The organism is Pseudomonas putida, from assembly GCF_003228315.1.
In the GTDB taxonomy this organism is placed as follows: Bacteria; Pseudomonadota; Gammaproteobacteria; order Pseudomonadales; family Pseudomonadaceae; genus Aquipseudomonas; species Aquipseudomonas putida_S.
Window position 1 is genome coordinate 5,551,448 of the sequence record NZ_CP029693.1, and the last position, 18,845, is coordinate 5,570,292.

At 61.7% G+C, this 18,845-nt stretch carries 18 protein-coding genes; 12 read left to right on the top strand and 6 right to left on the bottom strand.

The window, feature by feature from the left end; translation table 11 throughout:
- Positions 1-72: 72 nt before the first annotated feature.
- The 3 genes from DKY63_RS26000 (at position 73) to DKY63_RS26010 (ending at position 1,973) form a co-directional block, all read left to right on the top strand.
- A complete protein-coding gene (locus DKY63_RS26000; RefSeq protein ID WP_110966736.1) occupies positions 73-795 on the top strand; it encodes an OmpA family protein in 723 nt (240 codons plus the stop codon).
- A gap of 148 nt (positions 796-943) precedes the next feature.
- Positions 944-1,222, top strand: coding sequence for a DUF1145 domain-containing protein (locus DKY63_RS26005; RefSeq protein ID WP_110966737.1), 279 nt, complete (start codon positions 944-946; stop codon positions 1,220-1,222).
- Positions 1,215-1,973, top strand: a complete 759-nt coding sequence (locus tag DKY63_RS26010) for a collagen-like protein (protein ID WP_110966738.1) — start codon at positions 1,215-1,217, stop codon at positions 1,971-1,973. Before DKY63_RS26005 ends, DKY63_RS26010 begins: the two co-directional genes overlap by 8 nt.
- A 105-nt stretch (positions 1,974-2,078) precedes the next feature.
- Here the strand turns inward: DKY63_RS26010 and DKY63_RS26015 are convergent, their stop codons facing one another.
- A complete protein-coding gene (locus tag DKY63_RS26015; protein WP_110966739.1) occupies positions 2,079-2,543 on the bottom strand; it encodes a CopD family protein in 465 nt (154 codons plus the stop codon).
- Positions 2,544-2,642: 99 nt separating this feature from the next.
- Between DKY63_RS26015 and dinG the strand changes: the two genes are divergently transcribed.
- The 5 genes from dinG to pdxH all read left to right on the top strand — a co-directional run bounded on the left by dinG (position 2,643) and on the right by pdxH (position 10,541).
- Positions 2,643-4,787 carry an ATP-dependent DNA helicase DinG gene (gene dinG, locus DKY63_RS26020; RefSeq protein ID WP_110966740.1) on the top strand — a complete coding sequence of 715 codons (2,145 nt, stop codon included), beginning with the start codon at positions 2,643-2,645 and terminating at the stop codon, positions 4,785-4,787.
- Positions 4,788-4,882: 95 nt separating this feature from the next.
- The gene (locus DKY63_RS26025; RefSeq protein WP_110966741.1) at positions 4,883-7,378 is read left to right on the top strand and encodes a beta-galactosidase; all 2,496 of its coding nucleotides are present in this window, start codon (positions 4,883-4,885) and stop codon (positions 7,376-7,378) included.
- A 238-nt stretch (positions 7,379-7,616) separates the two neighbouring features.
- Entirely contained in the window at positions 7,617-8,762 is a 1,146-nt protein-coding gene (locus tag DKY63_RS26030; RefSeq protein WP_110966742.1) for a serine hydrolase domain-containing protein, read from the top strand.
- A gap of 114 nt (positions 8,763-8,876) precedes the next feature.
- Positions 8,877-9,869 (top strand): OmpA family protein, encoded by a 993-nt coding sequence (locus DKY63_RS26035; RefSeq protein ID WP_110966743.1) that lies wholly within the window; start codon positions 8,877-8,879, stop codon positions 9,867-9,869.
- A 24-nt stretch (positions 9,870-9,893) separates the two neighbouring features.
- Positions 9,894-10,541 (top strand): pyridoxamine 5'-phosphate oxidase, encoded by a 648-nt coding sequence (gene pdxH, locus DKY63_RS26040; protein WP_110966744.1) that lies wholly within the window; start codon positions 9,894-9,896, stop codon positions 10,539-10,541.
- Positions 10,542-10,546: 5 nt separating this feature from the next.
- On the opposite strand, the gene DKY63_RS26045 is transcribed toward pdxH, so the two are convergent.
- Positions 10,547-10,783, bottom strand: a complete 237-nt coding sequence (locus tag DKY63_RS26045) for a hypothetical protein (protein WP_110966745.1) — start codon at positions 10,781-10,783, stop codon at positions 10,547-10,549.
- 165 nt (positions 10,784-10,948) lie between these two features.
- Here DKY63_RS26045 and DKY63_RS26050 point away from each other — a divergent pair, with 165 nt between their 5' ends.
- A complete protein-coding gene (locus tag DKY63_RS26050) occupies positions 10,949-11,413 on the top strand; it encodes a glycine zipper 2TM domain-containing protein (protein WP_110966746.1) in 465 nt (154 codons plus the stop codon).
- Positions 11,414-11,489: 76 nt separating this feature from the next.
- Here the strand turns inward: DKY63_RS26050 and nhaA are convergent, their stop codons facing one another.
- Positions 11,490-12,677, bottom strand: coding sequence for a Na+/H+ antiporter NhaA (nhaA, locus tag DKY63_RS26055; protein ID WP_110966747.1), 1,188 nt, complete (start codon positions 12,675-12,677; stop codon positions 11,490-11,492).
- 239 nt (positions 12,678-12,916) lie between these two features.
- Here nhaA and DKY63_RS26060 point away from each other — a divergent pair, with 239 nt between their 5' ends.
- The gene (locus tag DKY63_RS26060; protein WP_110966748.1) at positions 12,917-14,011 is read left to right on the top strand and encodes a PLP-dependent cysteine synthase family protein; all 1,095 of its coding nucleotides are present in this window, start codon (positions 12,917-12,919) and stop codon (positions 14,009-14,011) included.
- A 135-nt stretch (positions 14,012-14,146) separates the two neighbouring features.
- Here the strand turns inward: DKY63_RS26060 and DKY63_RS26065 are convergent, their stop codons facing one another.
- Together DKY63_RS26065 and DKY63_RS26070 are read right to left on the bottom strand one after the other, a co-directional pair.
- Positions 14,147-15,760, bottom strand: coding sequence for an NAD(P)/FAD-dependent oxidoreductase (locus DKY63_RS26065; RefSeq protein WP_110966749.1), 1,614 nt, complete (start codon positions 15,758-15,760; stop codon positions 14,147-14,149).
- 95 nt (positions 15,761-15,855) lie between these two features.
- On the bottom strand, positions 15,856-16,515 hold the full coding sequence (locus DKY63_RS26070) for a hypothetical protein (RefSeq protein ID WP_110966750.1): 660 nt from the start codon (positions 16,513-16,515) through the stop codon (positions 15,856-15,858).
- 87 nt (positions 16,516-16,602) lie between these two features.
- On the opposite strand from DKY63_RS26070, the gene DKY63_RS26075 reads away from it, so the two are divergent.
- Positions 16,603-17,058 carry a hypothetical protein gene (locus DKY63_RS26075; protein WP_239499329.1) on the top strand — a complete coding sequence of 152 codons (456 nt, stop codon included), beginning with the start codon at positions 16,603-16,605 and terminating at the stop codon, positions 17,056-17,058.
- A gap of 35 nt (positions 17,059-17,093) precedes the next feature.
- Here DKY63_RS26075 and DKY63_RS26080 read toward each other — a convergent pair whose 3' ends face one another.
- A complete protein-coding gene (locus DKY63_RS26080) occupies positions 17,094-17,690 on the bottom strand; it encodes a short chain dehydrogenase (protein ID WP_110966752.1) in 597 nt (198 codons plus the stop codon).
- A gap of 105 nt (positions 17,691-17,795) precedes the next feature.
- On the opposite strand from DKY63_RS26080, the gene DKY63_RS26085 reads away from it, so the two are divergent.
- Positions 17,796-18,704 carry a LysR family transcriptional regulator gene (locus DKY63_RS26085; RefSeq protein WP_110966753.1) on the top strand — a complete coding sequence of 303 codons (909 nt, stop codon included), beginning with the start codon at positions 17,796-17,798 and terminating at the stop codon, positions 18,702-18,704.
- The last annotated feature ends 141 nt before the right edge of the window (positions 18,705-18,845 follow it).

Sequence of the window (18,845 nt, forward strand, 5' to 3'; positions counted from 1 at the left end):
CTTGTGCAGTCGCGGATGCGGGTCTTTACTCCTGTGTAACCGGCATCGGCCGGTGACACAGGAGCTTTCAAAATGAGCAATCTCACACGGACCGTCTTGCCGGTTCTGCTGCTCGGCAGCCTGTTGACCGGTTGCGCTACTCACAGTGATGGCACTGCCCCCCTCAATCAACGTACCTGGCCGATCTGCAGCGTCATTGGCGGACTGGTGGGCGGAGGCCTGGGCGCCATCGAAAGTGGCGGTTGGGCGGCCGGTGGGGCAGCGCTCGGTATCTTGAGCGGTGGTTTGATTTGCTATGCCCAGGACGGCGACGAAGACGGCGATGGCGTTTTTGATCGACGGGATCGCTGCCCCGACACGCCGGCCAACACCCCCGTGGACCATCGCGGTTGCCCGCTGCCGCAATACCCGGCCAGCGTGAAAGCCGAACCTGAACCCGTGCAGTCCGAAGTCATCACCCTGAGCGATGCCGGCGATGTGCTGTTCGCCTTCAACCAGTCTGACCTGACCCCCACCGCCAAAAGCCAACTCGACTCGATCATGGGCAAGCTGGAGGACGCCAGCGTGGTCAGTATCAAAGTGGTTGGGCATACCGACAGCGTCGGCTCGGATGCCTACAACCAGGGACTGTCGGAGCGACGCGCCAGCAGTGTTGCGCAGTACCTGCTGAGTCAGGGTGTGGCGCCGGCCAAACTCACCAGTGAAGGCAAGGGTGAAAGCGAGCCGGTGGCGGATAACGCCACCGATGAAGGCCGCGCGAAAAACCGTCGAGTGGAGTTGCACATCAATCGTTGAGCACCGGAATAGAGCCGTCGGGCGCGAATTCACTGCGTCTCGACGGCCGTTCGGCGTTCTTCATCAAGTTTTTTCGCTTGCCCTCTGGCTTATCCCGCGCGGAAGCCGTTACTGTGCGCCCAAACAATAATTCTCATCGGGGGCGTGTATGAAGGTGCTATGGGGGCTGGGAAAGCTTCTCACCCTGCTGTTCTGGCTGGTGGTGCTGGTCAATCTGCTCATGCCGTTCGTTTACCCGCTGCACCCGCTGGTCAATCTGGCCGGCGCCCTGTTGGCGGGCCTTCATCTTCTCGAGGCGCTGCTGTGCTTTCGCACCCTCAGAGGCCGCGAGCATCCCTGGCGTGATCGCCTGATGATTGTCCTGTTCGGCGTTTTCCACTTGCAAACCATTCCAGCCCCTACCGCATCCAAGGCTTCCCATGCGTAAACTCTGTCTGCTCGCTGCACTCATCAGTCCATTGGCCTGCGCCCAAGTGGTGAGTGTCGAAACCAACTCGCTGATGCGCCTGCCCAACACCGCCAGCACCCTGCAACTGGAACGTCTGGTAGTGGCCGACTTCGGCACCTTGCTGATTCCTTCGAACGTCACCGAACTCAACGTGGGTGAACTTCATCTGGGGCGTGAAGCGCGAATCGCGATCGTGCCTGGCGAACAGGCGCTTGAGTTGAAGGTCAGCCGCGCTGATTTGTCCGAAGGCAGCCAGATCACGGCTCGTGGTGCGCCAGGCACTTATCAGAAAGCGGCCCGCTCGGGGCGTAACCTGAATCTGCAGATCAAAGCCCTGAACGCGCCACAATTGCTGGTGGATGCCCGCGGTGGCGCCGGGGCGCCGGGGTTTTTCGGGCTGGACGGGGCCAACGGTGAGGCGCCGGGTTGTGCCTGGGGTCAGGCCGGTCGCGGCGCCGATGGCAGCGACGGCAGTAACGGACAGCCGGGGGCGCCGGGGGCGCTGGTCAAGCTGGCCGTGCCGCATGACTACCCGGCGGAGCGGATCAAGGTTCAAGTGGCCGGTGGTGCGGGTGGCCCAGCAGGTCCTGGCGGCAAGCCGGGCGCTGGCGGCAAGGCCAAGGGCTGCATCGTCTATACAACCGATGGCGGCAAGAGCGGCAAGCCAGGGGCCGACGGGCAACCGGGGGCTGCGGGAGCGGCGGGGTCGGTGACCGTGCAGCGGTTGTAAACATGATCTGAAAGATGTGTTGCCGGATCGATAGTCTTCGCGGGCAAGCCTCGCTCCCACAGGATTTCACCGTCCTTGTAGGAACGAGGGTTGCCCGCGAAGCTTTTAAAATGTCGGTCGAACCGCGGCAATCGCCACAACCACCAACCCCACCAGCAGATTGATCCCCACCACCCGGCGAATCCGCCCCAGCACCGACGCCCCGGCCGACCAGTCCTGCGCCTGCACGGCATTGCGCAATTCCGGCAGCATCAACGCCTGAATCCGGATGAACAGCGCTGTCATCACCAGATACAGGCCCATCATCACCTGCACGTAGCGCGGCGCGTGCTCAAAACCGGTGAAGTGCAGGTTCAGCATGACCACGCCGCTGACCGGCAGCAGGATGACCGCGCCCCATATCCAGCGGAAAAAACCTTGAAATACTTCTACCCACAGCTTCAGCCGGGCGGGTCCTTCCAGTGCCTTGACCGCCGCGGGGCGCAAGACGATCCAGGCGAAAAACATGCCGCCTACCCACACCAGCGCGGCGAGGACATGCAGGCTATAAACAAGGCTAAAAGCGGTCATTGGGGTACTCCGTTCTGCGCGGGATTGATTAGCGGGGTATGATAGCGGCCGATCCGAACCACTGAAAATTTATCCAGCGTTTTTTGCGCCCGACAATCCATGATCAGCACTGAACTCAAAACCACGATCCAGGGCGCTTATTCGCGTTTTCTCGAAGCCAAGAGCCTCAAGCCGCGTTACGGCCAGCGCCTGATGATCGCCGAAGTCGCCAAGGTCCTCGGTGACATCGACACCGACGACGAAGGCCGGCGCAGCGGCGAGCCGGCGATTGTCGCGGTGGAGGCCGGCACCGGTACCGGCAAGACCGTGGCCTACAGTCTGGCGTCGATCCCGGCCGCCAAGGCCGCCGGCAAGCGCCTGGTGATCGCCACGGCCACCGTGGCCCTGCAAGAACAGATCGTCTACAAGGACCTGCCGGACCTGATGCGCAACAGCGGGTTGAATTTCAGCTTCGCTCTGGCCAAGGGGCGAGGGCGTTACATGTGCCTGTCCAAGCTCGACATGTTGCTCCAGGAAGGCCACGCGCAAACCGCCACCGCGCAGCTGTTCGAAGAGGAAGGCTTCAAGATCGAGGTGGACGAGGCCAGCCAGAAGCTGTTTACCAGCATGATTGAGAAGCTCGCCGGCAATAAATGGGACGGCGACCGCGACAGCTGGCCCAATGCGCTGGAAGATGCCGACTGGGCACGCCTGACCACTGATCACAGTCAGTGCACCAACCGTCATTGCCCGAACTTCGGCCAGTGCGCCTTCTACAAGGCCCGTGAAGGCATGGGCAAGGTCGACGTGATCGTCACCAACCACGACATGGTACTGGCCGACCTGGCCCTGGGCGGCGGCGCGGTACTGCCGGACCCGCGCGACACCATCTATGTATTCGACGAAGGCCATCACCTGCCGGACAAGGCCATCGGCCATTTCGCCCATTACACGCGCCTGCGTTCCACCGCCGACTGGCTGGAAACCACCGCCAAGAACCTCACCAAGCTGCTGGCCCAACACCCGCTGCCGGGGGATCTGGGCAAGCTGATCGAGCAGGTGCCGGAGCTGGCGCGGGAGATCAAGACCCAGCAGCAATTCATGTTCACCGCCTGCGAGCAGGTCGCCGATTTCAAACCCGGCGAAGACGTCGAAGGCCGCGAGCGGCCGCGTCACCGTTTCGTGGGCGGGGTGATTCCCGAGCACATGCGTGAGATGGGAATCGAGTTGAAGAAAGGCTTCGCCCGCTTGACCGACCTGTTCACCCGACTCACTGATCTGCTCAAGGAAGGCATGGACGGCGAGGTCAATATCGGCATCGCCAGCAATCAGGCCGAGGAGTGGTATCCCTTGTTCGGCAGCCTGTTGTCCCGCTCTTCGGGCAACTGGGAGTTGTGGACCGCGTTCACCGTCGAGGACCCGGAAGACAACCCGCCCATGGCGCGCTGGCTGACCCTGGCCGAAAGCGGTTCGCTGTTCGACATCGAGGTCAATGCCAGCCCGATCCTCGCGGCGGAAATGCTGCGGCGCAATCTGTGGAACGTCGCCTATGGCTGTCTGGTGACCTCGGCGACCTTGACTGCCCTGGGCACCTTCGACCGTTTCCGTATGCGTGCCGGCCTGCCGAAAAAGGCCGTGACCGCCGTGGTGCCCAGCCCGTTCCATCACGCCGACGCCGGTGTGTTGCGGGTGCCCAATCTCAACGCCGATCCTCGCGATGCAGCGGCGCACACCGCGGCGATCATCCGCGATCTGCCGGAACTGGTCGAAGGCTCGCGGGGCACGCTGGTGCTGTTTTCCTCGCGCAAACAGATGCAGGACGTGTTCGACGGTCTGGACCGCGACTGGCGCAAGCAAGTGTTCATTCAGGGCAATCTGTCGAAGCAGGAAACCCTGAACAAGCACAAGGCGCGGGTCGACGGCGGGGATTCGAGCGTGTTGTTCGGCCTGGCGAGTTTCGCCGAAGGGGTCGACTTGCCCGGTGCCTATTGCGAGCACGTGGTCATCGCCAAGATTCCGTTCTCGGTGCCCGACGATCCGGTCGAAGCGGCACTGGCCGAATGGATCGAAGCCCGGGGCGGCAACCCGTTCATGGAAATCTCCGTGCCGGACGCCTCGCTGAAACTGGTCCAGGCCTGCGGGCGCCTGCTGCGTACCGAAGAAGACCGCGGCACCATCACCTTGCTCGACCGGCGCCTGGTGACCCAGCGCTATGGCAAGGCGATTCTCAATGCGTTGCCTCCCTTCCGCCGAGAAATTTCCTGAGTCACCGGTGGGCAAATTTGCCCACCGCGTTGTCTATCTCTCTGCCACCGCTTTTCCACTGGCCCATTGAGGTCGTTAGGGAGAATTTCGTTCTCATGATTCGCCGTTCGTTACCTGCCGTATTTGCCTTGATCTTCGCGGCCCCATTGCTGGCGGCGCCTGCCGGTCAGCAAACCCTGTTCAACTTCGTCCGCCCCGCCGACGTGGTGCGGGTGGTCACCGAGAACGCCGACCTGCCTCAGTCCAATGCCGAGCAAACCCCCGAAGGCGAAGTGCTGCGCCGGGTGACCTTCAATCCGGTAGCCCGCCCGACCTTGCGTTTGAGCCCGCAAAGCGGTGCCTGGGACTGGTCTCAGTCCGGGATGATGAGCCTGCGCATCCAGAGCGCAATGAACTGGGCGATCACCCTTTATGTGCAAATCCAGAGCAATGACGGCAAGACACTGATCAGTCGCGTCGACCTGCCGGCAGGGCCGGCGCAGACACTGCTGGTGCCGCTGGTTGCGACTTCGCCGCTGAGCCAGGGCATGAAGGCCGGGCCTTTGATGCCGGTGACGGTCGAAGGCCAGCGGGTATTGCTGGCCAGCAGCAGCGGCGAACTCGATCGCAACCAGGTGGTATCGGTCAGCCTGTCGATGGACCAGCCAAAGGCAGCCCAGAGCATCCTGCTCGAGCGCTTCGGTGTGGATGACGGCGAGGCAGCCACCAAGGCGGCATACGGCAATCTGGTGGACGCCTACGGTCAGTCGACCCGGGCGAAATGGCCGGAAAAAGTCAGCAGCGATGAACAACTCAAAAGCGCGGCTGGCAAGGAACAGCAGCAACTGACGAGCTGGCTGGCCGAACGCGCCAAGGCACCGCTGGACAAATTCGGTGGCTGGACCCAGGGCCCGGCGTTCAAGGGCAGCGGTTTCTTCCGGACTGAAAAGCGTGACGGTCGCTGGTATCTGGTGACGCCGTTGGGCTATCCGTTCTACTCGCTGGGCGTCAACACCGTTGCGGCCGACGTCAACCAGACCTACGTTGCCGGGCGTGAGTGGATGTTCGAATCCCTGCCCAAGGCCGGCGAACCACTGGCCAGCCACTTTGGCGAAGGGGATAACCGTGGCGGCAATGGCGTCGATCAGGGGCGTGGCTTCAACGCCGGACGCTGGTATGACTTCTATGGCGCCAATCTTCAACGTTTGTACGGCGATCCCTGTGGGTCGGGTAATAGCAAGGCCGGGGTTGCCGAAGCCGCCAAGGCCGATGCCGCGGAGACCACTGTAGAAAAAGCTGCAGAGAAACCATTAGTACCGACGACTGCCGAAGCAGGTGTCGCTGAAGCCGCGAAGGCCGATGCGCAACAGGCCGCTGAAGTGAAGGCAACGGAGCCGGTACCTGCGCCGTGCAAGGCGGTTGTCGATGAAAAGCGCTGGGCAAGCCGAGCCCTCGATCGCCTGCAAGCCTGGGGATTCAACACGGTTGGCAATTGGAGCGCTCCGGTCCTGGGCGATGCGGAGCGCGTCCCATACACTCTGCCGCTATCGATCGTCGGCGATTACACCAGTATCAGCACCGGCAACGATTGGTGGGGCGGTATGCCCGATCCGTTCGACCCGCGTTTTGCCATGGCAACCGAGCGTGCCGTGGCCATCGCCGCCCGTGATCATCGCGACGATCCGTGGCTGATCGGTTACTACGCCGACAACGAACTGGCCTGGGCCGGTCCCGGTGACGATCCGAAAGCCCGCTACGCCCTGGCCTACGGCACCCTGAAGATGACCACCGACGTGCCGGCCAAACGTGCGTTCCTCAAGCAGCTGCGCGACAAATATCGCAATCAGGAAGGCCTGTCCAAAGCCTGGGGCATCGATCTGCCAGCGTGGGAGTTGATGGAAGATCCGGGGTTCGTGCCGCCACTGCCAAGCCCCGAACACCCGGAAATCGAAGCCGACTTCAAATACTTCCAGAAGGTGTTCGCCGACACCTATTTCAAAACCATTTCCGACTCACTGAAGTGGCACGCGCCGAATCAGTTGCTGCTCGGTGGCCGCTTCGCCGTCAGCACGCCAGAGGCCGTGGAATCCTGCGCCCGATACTGCGACGTACTGAGCTTCAATCTGTACACCCTGCAGCCTCAGGATGGCTATGACTTCGCCAAACTGCGCAGCCTCGACAAGCCGGTGCTGATCACTGAATTCAACTTCGGCTCGACCGATCGCGGCCCGTTCTGGGGCGGCGTGACACCAGTGGCGAAGGAAGAGGAGCGTGGCCCGGCTTACGCAAACTTCCTGAAACAGGCGCTGAACGAGCCGTCGATTGTCGGTGTGCACTGGTTCCAATACCTCGACCAGCCAGTCACCGGACGCCTGCTGGATGGTGAGAACGGTCACTTCGGCCTGATAGGCATCACCGATCTGCCGTTCCAAGGCTTTGTCGATAGCGTGCGCAAGAGCAATCTGGCGGCTGTCGATCAGTTGGCTATTGAGGCGAAAAAGGCCAGTGCCGAGGCCGATAAAGCCCGCCACGATGCCGAAGGCGGGCGCGAGGCTGAGGCGGGCAAGGGGCCGGGGAAGGGCGCGGGTGGGCATTCCGGCAAGGGTCATTAAGCAAGGTTTGGAACCGCGTCATCGTTCATCGCGAGCAAGCTCGCTCCCACAGGGATCTTCAGTACGACCTGGATCCACTGTGGGAGCGAGCTTGCTCGCGATGGCAGCCTGACAGGCAACATACATTTCTGAGCACTGTTGAGGGCGATTTACCGCCCGGCCCGCCCCTGTTCCCAAAATCCTCAGGGGCTGGAACAATGCGGGCCACTTTTTAGAGCGTTCAGCCGGGGAGTCACGGGTGCAGATTCAGGGTCATTACGAGCTTAAGTTCGAGGCAGTGCGTGAGGCGTTCGCGGTGCTGTTCGACGATCCTCAGGAACGGGGCGCGGCGCTGTGCATCAAGGTCGGTGGCGAAACCGTACTCGACCTGTGGTCCGGAACTGCGGACAAGGATGGCACCGAAGCCTGGCACAGCGACACCATCGTCAACCTGTTCTCTTGCACCAAGACCTTCACCGCCGTGACTGCCTTGCAACTGGTGGCCGAAGGCAAGCTGCAACTGGACGCCCCGGTTGCCCGCTACTGGCCGGAATTCGCCGCCGCCGGCAAGGAATCCGTCACCTTGCGCCAACTGCTCTGCCATCAGGCCGGGCTGCCGGCATTGCGCGAGTTGCTGGCCCCCGAAGCGCTCTACAACTGGCAAACCATGGTTGACGCCCTGGCGGCCGAAGCGCCCTGGTGGACGCCGGGCGAAGGCCATGGCTATGCGGCAATCACCTATGGCTGGCTGATCGGCGAACTGCTGCGGCGGGCCGACGGGCGCGGGCCGGGGGAGTCCATCGTGGCCCGGGTGGCCAAGCCCTTGGGGCTGGATTTCCATGTCGGCCTGGCGGATGAAGAATTCCATCGCGTGGCGCATATCGCCCGTGGCAAGGGCAACGTCGGCGATGCCGCGGCCCAGCGCCTGCTGCAAGTGACGATGCGCGAACCGACCGCCCTGAGCACTCGCGCCTTCACCAATCCGCCTTCGGTGCTGACCAGCACCAACAAGCCGGAATGGCGACGCATGCAGCAACCGGCGGCCAATGGCCACGGTAACGCGCGCAGCCTGGCCGGTTTCTACGCCGGTCTGCTCGATGGCAGCCTGCTTGAAGGCGAAATGCTGGACGAACTGACCCGCGAGCACAGCATTGGCGAGGACAAGACGCTGCTGACCCGGACCCGTTTCGGCCTGGGCTGCATGCTCGATCAACCGGATGTACCCAACGCCACTTACGGGTTGGGTCCGCGCGCTTTCGGGCATCCGGGGGCCGGTGGCTCCATCGGTTTTGCTGACCCGGAACACGATGTGGCCTTCGGTTTTGTGACAAATACGCTGGGACCGTACGTCTTGATGGATCCTCGCGCGCAAAAGCTTGCGCGGGTACTGGCCACTTGTCTGTAAACCCGGTCCGATGGTCCGGAATTCGGAACCCGAGCGCCTTTTAAGTTTCTAATCATGCGTTTAAGCGGGCCGTAAATGGCCTGATTTTTTTGACTTCATTTTTGTGGATATCCAATGTCAACCAAACCAACCCTCGCCTTGGCACTGTGCATCGCTGTTACCGGTTGTGCACAGAATCCTAAAAATGATGCGGATGGCGGCAGCTGGTGGCCGTTTAACTCCAGCGACAAAGTTGCCTCCAAGGAGCCAGCTCCGGCCCCGGTCAAGCCTGTAGCGGCGCCCGTCGCCAAGGCAGACACCGATTCGGGTAGCAAGTGGTGGTGGCCGTTTGGCGGCAAGGATCAAAGCACCGCCAAAGCCGTGCCGATGCCGGATCCGAAAGTGACCCAGGCCTGGCTCGACGACTACGAGCCGCGCCTGCGTACAGCGATCAAGGACAGCAACCTGCAACTCGAACGCCGCGAAAACGTGCTGGTGGTGATCGCGCCAGTCGAAGGTTCGTTCAACCCGGACCGTCCGGCCATGCTGCTGCCGGTGACCCTGGGGCCTTTCACCCGCGTGGCGAAAATCCTTGAGGCTGACCCTAAAACGGCCGTGCTGGTGCTTGGTCACAGTGATACTTCGGGCGCCGCGCCGGCCAACGTGAAACTGAGTCAGGAGCGTGCACAGGCCGTGGCGGCAATCTTCCGCCTCAGTGGTTTGCAGCGTGATCGCCTGAGTTTGCGTGGCTTGGGCGGTGATGCCCCGCGTGCGGCCAATGACAGCGCCGAAGGCCGTGCCCTGAACCGTCGCGTGGAAATGCTGGTGACGCCGCAGGAGACCATGGTCGCGCTGTTGAGCAAATACAACATGCCAGCCCCGGCGCCTGTGCGCATGGTTGCGGCTTCGGACGTCAAACCGGCTGCCAAGCCAGTGACGCCTGCACCTGCCGATGCGAAGAAAGCCGTCGCATCGACTGCGAAAAAAGCCCCGGCGAAGAAAGCCGCCAAGGCGCCAGCCAAGAAAGCACCGGCCAAAACCGCAACTCCGGCGAAAAAGACTGCACCGGCCAAAGCCGCTGCCGACTCGAAAAAAGTCACTACAGCCGCCGATACCACAAAGAAGTGATTTGCTAACCAAAAGGAATGCGCCATGACCAAGGCCCTGGCTGATATGCGCCGCGATTACACCCGTGATGGCCTGACCGAGGCGCAAGCCCCGACCGAGCCCTTCGCGCTGTTCCATCAATGGTTCGCCGACGCGGTGAAAACCGAGCAGGCACCGGTGGAAGCCAACGCCATGACCTTGGCCACTGTCGACCAGGACGGTCGACCGCATTGCCGCATCCTGCTGCTCAAGGGGCTGGATGCGCAGGGTTTCACGTTCTTCACCAACTATGACAGTGCCAAGGGCCAGCACCTGGCCGCGAACCCGTTTGCGGCCATGACCTTTTTCTGGCCGACCCTGGAGCGTCAGGTGCGCATCGAAGGGCGGGTGGTGAAGGTCACGCCTGAAGAGTCCGATGCCTACTATCAGGTTCGCCCACTGGGCAGTCGCCTCGGGGCCTGGGCTTCACCGCAAAGCCGGGTGATTGCCGATCGCGCCGAGCTGGAAGCGCTGCTCAAGGACACCGAGCAACGTTTCAGCGACAGCCAGCCTCATTGCCCTGAGCACTGGGGCGGGTATCGACTGCTGCCGGAGCGCATCGAGTTCTGGCAGGGGCGTGCGAGCCGCCTGCACGATCGCCTGAACTACCGTCAGCAGGGCGCCAACTGGATTCTTGAACGTCTGGCACCCTAAGCAGTCTACCGATCGGGATAACCTGCTGCGGCGGCCTCGAGCCACTGCGGCAGGTCCCGACGCTTGATCTTTTGCGCTTGAGCGTTCGCCAGTTGCTGGAGCATGAACGCTTTTTTGCGTTCGTCGCTGCCAGCGAGCGCCAATGCCAGATCGCGATCCATCCAGCGTTTGATCCGCACGTACAACCACCAATGGAAGTACAGCCCGGCGACGGTCGTGATGAAAATGATAAAGTAATCCATGAAAATCCTCGGCCAACGGCGCAGATTGCCGAATTTACCGCTAGTGTGTGGGAATTCGCCAAGCGCCTGTACTGGAACTGAATAAAACCATCTTTATCCGGGCGATGCCGTGACAGGCGTCAAGCCGCGGGTTTTAATGATTACCTGTCCTTTGGAGTTGATGCTATGCGTAAGTCTGTTCTGCTGGTTGCTTCCTTTTCCACGATGGCGATGTTGCTCACTGGCTGCCAATCGAGCCTGACCGGTGACTCCTACTCCCGTGACGAAGCGCGTCGCGTGCAGACCATTCGCATGGGCACCATCGAAGCGTTGCGTCCGGTGAAAATCGAGGGCACCAAGACTCCGATCGGTAGCGTCGCCGGTGCAGCGGTGGGTGGCGTTGGCGGCAGCGCCATCGGTGGCGGCAAAGGCAGCATCGTTGCTGCGGTCATCGGTGCAGTTGCCGGCGGTCTGGTGGGTTCGGCGGCCGAAGAAGGCCTGACCCGTACCCAGGGCGTCGAAATCACCGTGCGCGAGGACGACGGCAGCATGCGCGCCTACGTGCAACAGGTTCAGGAAAACGAAGTGTTCCGTGTTGGCGAGCGTGTACGAATTTCCACCGTCGATGGCACTAGCCGCGTTTCGCACTAAGCGGCAACACGGATAAAGAAAACCCCGATCAGGTGACTGATCGGGGTTTTGTTTTTTTCGGGGCGTGTCGCCCGGCCTACGCGGGTTGCAGCACTTTCTTGCGACTGGCCATCGCCGTGACCGCATAACCGATCAATGCCGCCATGATCGAACCGGTGAGAATCCCCATCCTGTCCATGCCGGCGTATTCGCTGGCGCCCGGTACGAAGGCCAGGGAGCCAACGAACAGGCTCATGGTGAAACCGATGCCGCAGAGGATCGCCACGCCCAGCACCTGGCCCCAGTTCGCGCCCTGGGGCAGGGCGGCGATGCCGGTTTTCACCGCCAGCCAGGTCAGGCCGAATACACCGACGGTCTTGCCCAGCAGCAGGCCGATCGCAATGCCCATCGGCACGTAGTGCGTGAAGCTTTCGGCGGTAACGCCGCTCAGGGACAGGCCGGCATTGGCAAAGGCGAACAGCGGCAGGATGCCGTAGGCCACCCACGGATGCAGCGCATGCTCCAAAGTCAGCAGCGGCGACTGCTCCGCGTTTCGGGTGCGCAGGGGAATGCAGAAGGCCAGTGTCACGCCGGCCAGCGTGGCGTGCACGCCGCTCTTGAGCACGCAGACCCAGAGGATCAGGCCGACGATCATGTACGGTCCGAGCTTGACCACACCGAGCCGATTCATGCCGATCAGCGCCGCTATGCAGGCCGCGGCCAGCGCCAGGGACAGGGTGGACAGGGCGCCGGAATAGAAGATCGCGATGATGATGATTGCGCCCAGATCGTCGATGATCGCCAGGGTCATCAGGAACAGTTTCAACGACACCGGAACCCGTTTGCCCAGCAGCGCCAGTACGCCGAGGGCGAAGGCAATGTCGGTGGCCGTCGGGATGGCCCAGCCATCCAGAGCCGGCGGGTTGTCACGGTTGAGGAACCAGTAGATCAATGCCGGCACCACCATGCCGCCGATGGCTGCGGCGCCGGGCAGGACGATTTGCGATGGCTTGGACAGTTGGCCGTCGAGGACTTCACGCTTCACTTCCAGGCCGATCAGCAGGAAAAACAACGCCATCAGGCCGTCGTTGATCCACAACAGCAGCGGCTTGGCGATTTTCAGCGCGCCGATTTGCGCCACGACAGGCGTGTCCAACAAACCGTTGTACAGCCAGGACAGTGAGGAGTTGTTGATGATTAGAGCCAGAACGGCTGCGGCGATCAGCAGCAGGCCGCTGGCAGCTTCCAGCTGAAAGAAACGTGTGAAAGTGCTACGCAGAGGCAAGGTTCGCTCTCCATCGATAAGGTCAAAAGGTGGGACACCCTAACCCGTGCCCTTAGTTGTTAAAACAAAAGTTATATTCTTTTTTGTTATATGTCGTTACAGAACGCCCCGGCCTTACCGACCTGAGCCTAGCAGTTGCCGGGCGTATTGAACCCCAGCTGTACCTGTGCGCGATGTAGGTTTAATCCTAAGCTTGACGTTTGAGTCAGACTCCCGCCGATACAACGAGAACAATTGCCATGAGCGACAACCGACAGTGGGCCCGCGAAGCCATCCGGATCATCGAAGCCGACTTCCAGCGTAGCGCCGACACCCACCTGATCCCTTTGCCACTGCCGGGCTTTCCGGGCATCGAGTTGTATTTCAAGGATGAGTCGAGCCATCCCACCGGCAGCCTCAAGCACCGCCTGGCTCGCTCATTGTTCCTTTATGCGCTGTGTAACGGCTGGCTCAAGCCCGGCGCGCCGGTGATCGAAGCCTCCAGCGGTTCGACGGCGATTTCCGAGGCGTACTTCGCCCGGTTGCTGGGAGTGCCATTCATTGCAGTGGTGCCCGCCAGCACTTCCAAGGAAAAGATCGCGCAGATCGCCTTCTACGGTGGCCAGACTCACCTGGTGAACGATCCAACGCAGATCTACGCCGAATCCGAGCGCCTGGCGCGGGAACACGACGGGCATTTCATCGACCAGTTCACCTATGCGGAGCGCGCCACCGACTGGCGGGCGAACAACAACATCGCCGAATCGATCTTTCAGCAGATGCGTTTTGAGAAGCACCCGGAGCCGAGCTGGCTGATCTCAAGCCCGGGCACCGGCGGCACCACGGCTACCCTGGGACGTTATGTGCGCTATCGCCAGCATTGCACCCGTGTGCTGTGTGCCGATGCCGAACGTTCGGTGTTCTTCGATTACTACCAGACTGGCGATGCCAGCCTGCGCCTGGACCATGGCTCGCGTATCGAAGGCATTGGCCGGCCACGGGTGGAAGCCTCGTTCCTGCCCAAGGTGATCGATGCGATGGTCAAGGTGCCGGACGCGTTATCGCTGGCCGCCATGCACTACCTGGCCGAACGACTGGGGCGGCATGTCGGTGGATCGAGCGGCACCAACCTGATCGGTGCCCTGATGGCTGCGCAACAGATGGCGGCAGCGGGGGAGACGGGGTCGATCGTGGCCATCCTGTGCGACAGCGGTGAGCGTTACGCCACGACTTACTACGATCAGAAATGGCTCAAGGCCGAGGGGTATGAGTTGAGTGGTTTGATGGCGGCCGTTGCTGCAACGGTCGAGCGCGGTGAGCCGCTGCCGGCGAGTGTGTTGCGGGCCAATATCTGAAGTCGGACACTCCCCTGTAGGAGCAAGGCTTGCCCGCGATGGCGGTGGATCAGTCAACAATTCTGTTGAACTTGATTCCGCCATCGCGGGCAAGCCTTGCTCCTACAGGGTTTTGTGCTGTTTCGAGGGCTGCGGTCAGGCTTCGAGGCCCAGGATGTCGCGCGCCACAGCCTCGGCAATGCGAATCCCGTCCACACCCGCCGACAGAATCCCTCCCGCGTAACCCGCGCCTTCCCCGGCCGGGAACAGACCCTTCACGTTCAGGCTCTGCATCGACTCATTGCGGGTGATCCGCAGGGGCGACGAGGTACGGGTTTCGATCCCGGTCAACACCGCATCGTGCAGTGAGTAACCGCGAATCTGCTTCTCGAAGGCTGGCAAGGCTTCGCGAATGGCCTCGATGGCGAAGGCCGGCAAGGCCAATGCCAGATCACCCAGGGCAACCCCGGGCTTGTAGGACGGTTCAACGCTGCCCAGCTCGGTGGACGGCTTGCCGGCGATGAAGTCGCCGACCAGTTGCGCCGGCGCTTCGTAATTGCTGCCACCCAGGACAAAGGCGTGGGATTCCAGGCGTTCCTGCAACTCGATCCCGGCCAGCGGGCCACCCGGATAGTCGACTTCCGGGCTGATGCCGACGACGATCCCTGAGTTGGCGTTGCGCTCGTTCCGCGAGTATTGGCTCATGCCATTGGTCACCACGCGGTTCGGCTCGGACGTGGCCGCCACCACCGTGCCGCCCGGGCACATGCAGAAGCTGTAGACCGAACGGCCGTTCTTGGCGTGGTGCACCAGCTTGTAGTCGGCGGCGCCGAGTTTCGGGTGGCCGGCGTATTTGCCCAGGCGCGCCCGGTCGATCAGCGACTGCGGGTGCTCGATACGAAAGCCTACCGAGAACGGCTTGGCTTCCATGTACACACCACGGCCGTGGAGCATGCGGAAGGTGTCCCGGGCACTGTGGCCGAGGGCCAGGATCACGTGTTTCGAATGAATCTGCTCGCCGCCATCGAGTTCGACGCCCACCAGTTGGCCGTCTTCGATCAACACATCGGTCACCCGCTGCTGGAAGCGCACTTCGCCGCCCAGGGCACGGATTTCCTCACGCATGGTTTCCACGACACCGGTCAGACGGAATGTACCGATGTGCGGTTTGCTGACGTAGAGGATTTCTTCCGGCGCACCGGCCTTGACGAACTCGTGCAGGACCTTGCGACCGATGAATTTCGGATCCTTGATCTGGCTGTAGAGCTTGCCGTCGGAGAACGTCCCCGCGCCGCCTTCGCCGAACTGCACGTTGGACTCGGGGTTGAGCACGCTCTTGCGCCACAGGCCCCAAGTGTCCTTGGTGCGCTGGCGCACATCAGGGCCGCGTTCGAGGATGATCGGCTTGAAACCCATCTGTGCCAGCAACAACCCGGCGAAAATCCCGCAGGGGCCGAAGCCGACCACCACCGGGCGCGTGCTCAGGTCAGCCGGCGCCTGGCCGACCATTTTGTAGCTGACATCCGGGGCCACGTTGACGTTACGGTCATCGGCGAACTTGCGCAGTACCGCGGCCTCATCGCGAACGTTGAGGTCGATGGTGTAGATGAAGCACAGCTCGGAAGACTTTTTGCGCGCATCGTAGCTGCGCTTGAACAAGGTGAAGTCGAGCAAGTCATCGCTGGCGATGCCCAGGCGCTGCACGATGGCAGGGCGCAGGTCTCCATCGGGATGGTCGATCGGCAGCTTGAGTTCGGTGATTCGTAACATGGCGGGATCCGGTTCGCGGGGCGCACAACTGCGCCAGGGCGTTTGAAGCCGGCGATTATAAGCCGCAAAGACCGGGTCCCGTGAGGCCTAAACGATCAGTCGTCGCGCGAACCGCCGAAATACCCGCAGCCGCGTTGCACCTGGCCGTTGATACGCAACTCGGCGCTCATGTGCTGGACGCTGCCGCTGTCGGCACAGCGTTGTGGGGCGACCCACAGTTCGATGTGCTGATTGTTGGCTTCGGTGCTGAGGTTGAAGCGGCCATCGCCCAGTTGCTCTTCGACATAGGGCACCGCCAAAGGAGGCTGGCCGGCGCGGTCAATGACCATGCCTTTGCCGCTGACACTCACTTTCCATTCAGGGCTGTGACCGGCAGCACGCAGGATCAGCTTTTTGAAATCGGGGTCTTCACAGGCATTGCCCGAGCGCTGGACGCGGTAAAGCTTTTCGAGGTCCAGTTGCCCTTCGCCGGAGCCGGTCACGATTCTCCCACGCACGTCGGCAAACAGTTGTCCTTTGGCATCGGCCAGGCTCGCGGCCTGCTGAAGGACGCTGGTGCCACCGGTGTCGTTGACCGCATAACGCTGTTGCTGGCCGCAGGGCTGGAACAGCAGCTTGCCATCGGCGGCGCTCAGTTGGCCCTGCATGCGGGTCTGGCCAGCGTGGGAGGCGCTTTCCCGGGAGCCGTCGAACAACTGGCAGGCCGCGAACAGGGGGAGCAGGGCAACAACGACTAAGGAACGGACAACACGCATCTTGGGGTCTCCTGACAAGTGCCGCCACGTTACGCAGACTGACCGTTCATCACAACCCGCGAGTGGGATTTGTCGGGGTGCGATGTCGTGCAGGACAGATTCGGCTTTACTTCAGGCGTCAGAGAAAAAGGGGTTGGGAGTACCCTTGTCGGCCTTTTCGTTACAGGAGGTGTTATGAGGGGATCAGGCAAACTGATTTTTGCGGCATTGGGAATGATGATGGTGCTGCCCTGTGTCGCAGCCGAATTCGACTTTTCGTCCAGTTCGGACTTCACCGAAATAAACCTTGAGTTGAAACAGATCGATGATCCGAATCCGCAGGCCATCATGCTCAAGGTCATGTTGAGCCATGACGCGCAGCGCCGGCTGGAGCAGGTGTCGAGTCGAGCCATACATGAGCGCTTGCGGTTATCCATCAACGGCATAGAGGTGTCGAACTCGACGATTCAATCGGCAATCAAGGGGCCCGGCATGATGATATCCGTACCGCGCGAGATCGCCCGGGACCTGCTACCCACACTACTGGAACCGTCGGCGTCCTGATGCGACGCTGAGCCAGCGCCGCATTCAGTGACTGCTCAGATGTGAAAGGTCTGACCGGTCTGCAGGCCTTCGACACTTTTCGCGTAGGCCAATGCCACATCGGCCGCCGGAACCGGTTTGAAACCACGGAAGTACGGCGCGTATTTGCCCATGGCTTCGACCAGCACGTTGGGGCTGATCGAGTTCACGCGCAGGCCGCGCGGCAATTCGATGGCGGCGGCGCGGACGAAGCTGTCCAGCGCGCCATTGACCAGTGCCGCCGAGGCGCCGCTGCGAATCGGGTCGTGGCTCAGCACACCGGTGGTGAGGGTGAACGAGGCGCCGTCGTTGGCGAACTCGCGACCAATCAACACCAGATTGACCTGGCCCATTAGCTTGTCTTTCAGGCCCAGGGCAAAACTCTCTTCGGTCATTTCAGCCAATGGGGCGAAGGTGACGTTGCCGGCGGCGCAGATCAGCGCGTCGAACTTGCCGGTTTGCTCGAACAGTTTGCGAATCGAGGCGCTGTCGCTGATATCCACCTGGAAATCACCGCTTTTGCGGCCGATACGCACGATTTCGTGGCGTTGGGACAGTTCCTTGTCGATGGCCGAACCGATGGTGCCGCCTGCACCGATCAAAAGAATTTTCATGCTGCCGTTCCTCCAGTGGTTTGAATGTGGGTTCAGTTTAGAGTGGTTTTTTCCACTGATAAGCGCGCTAATAGGCAACCTTTGGTTTTCTATTGGAAACAATCCATGAGTGAAATGGATGATCTGGCGGCGTTTGCGGTGTTGGTTGAAGTGGGTAGTTTTACCTTGGCCGCGCAACAGCTCGGCTGCAGCAAAGGGCAGTTGTCCAAGCGCATCAGCCAGCTGGAAACGCAGTTTTCCGTGGTGTTGCTGCAGCGCACCACCCGGCGTTTGAGCCTGACAGCGGCAGGCGCGGCATTGTTGCCGCAAGCCCAGGCGCTCGTAGTGCAGGTGGAGCGGGCGCGTCAGGCGCTGGCGCGGTTGAAGGACGACATGGCCGGTCCCGTGCGCATGACGGTTCCGGTGTCGCTGGGGGAAACTTTCTTCGATGGTTTGCTGCTGGAGTTCTCCGCCAAATACCCCCAAGTGCAGATCGAACTGGAGCTCAACAACAGTTACCGCGAACTGTCCCGCGACGGATTCGATCTGGCGATCCGCGCCGACGTCGCCAGTGACCAGCGATTGGTGGCGCGCCCACTGTTGGCCTGGCACGAAATGACCTGCGCCAGCCCGGCCTATCTGGAGCAATACGGTGAGCCGCAGACACCTCAGGCGTTGGCCGAGCACCGCTGCCTGCTCAACAGCCACTACAGCGGCCGCGAGGAATGGCTTTACCACCAGCAGCACGAGTTGTTGCGTGTGCGCGTTTCCGGGCCGTTTGCCAGCAACCATTACAGCCTGCTGAAGAAAGCGGCGCTGGCTGGCGCGGGGATTGCCCGCTTGCCGTCGTACCTGCTGCCACAGGAATTGGCTGACGGACGATTGCGCTGGCTCCTGCGCGATTATCAGACCCGGAGCATGCCGATGTACCTGGTGCATCCGTATCAGGGCGGCTTGCCGAAACGCACGCAGGTGCTGGCGGATTATTTGATGGGGTGGTTCAAGCGCAGTGGGGAGGCGTTGGATCGACTATAGATCGTCACACAACCCCTGTAGGAGCGAGCCTGCTCGCGATGGACGTTAACGATGACGCGGGCTGCCTGAATCAGCGCGGCGCTCTCTGGTTCTTCGCGAGCAGGCTCGCTCCTACAGGGGATCCTGACGGTTGGCGAGGTT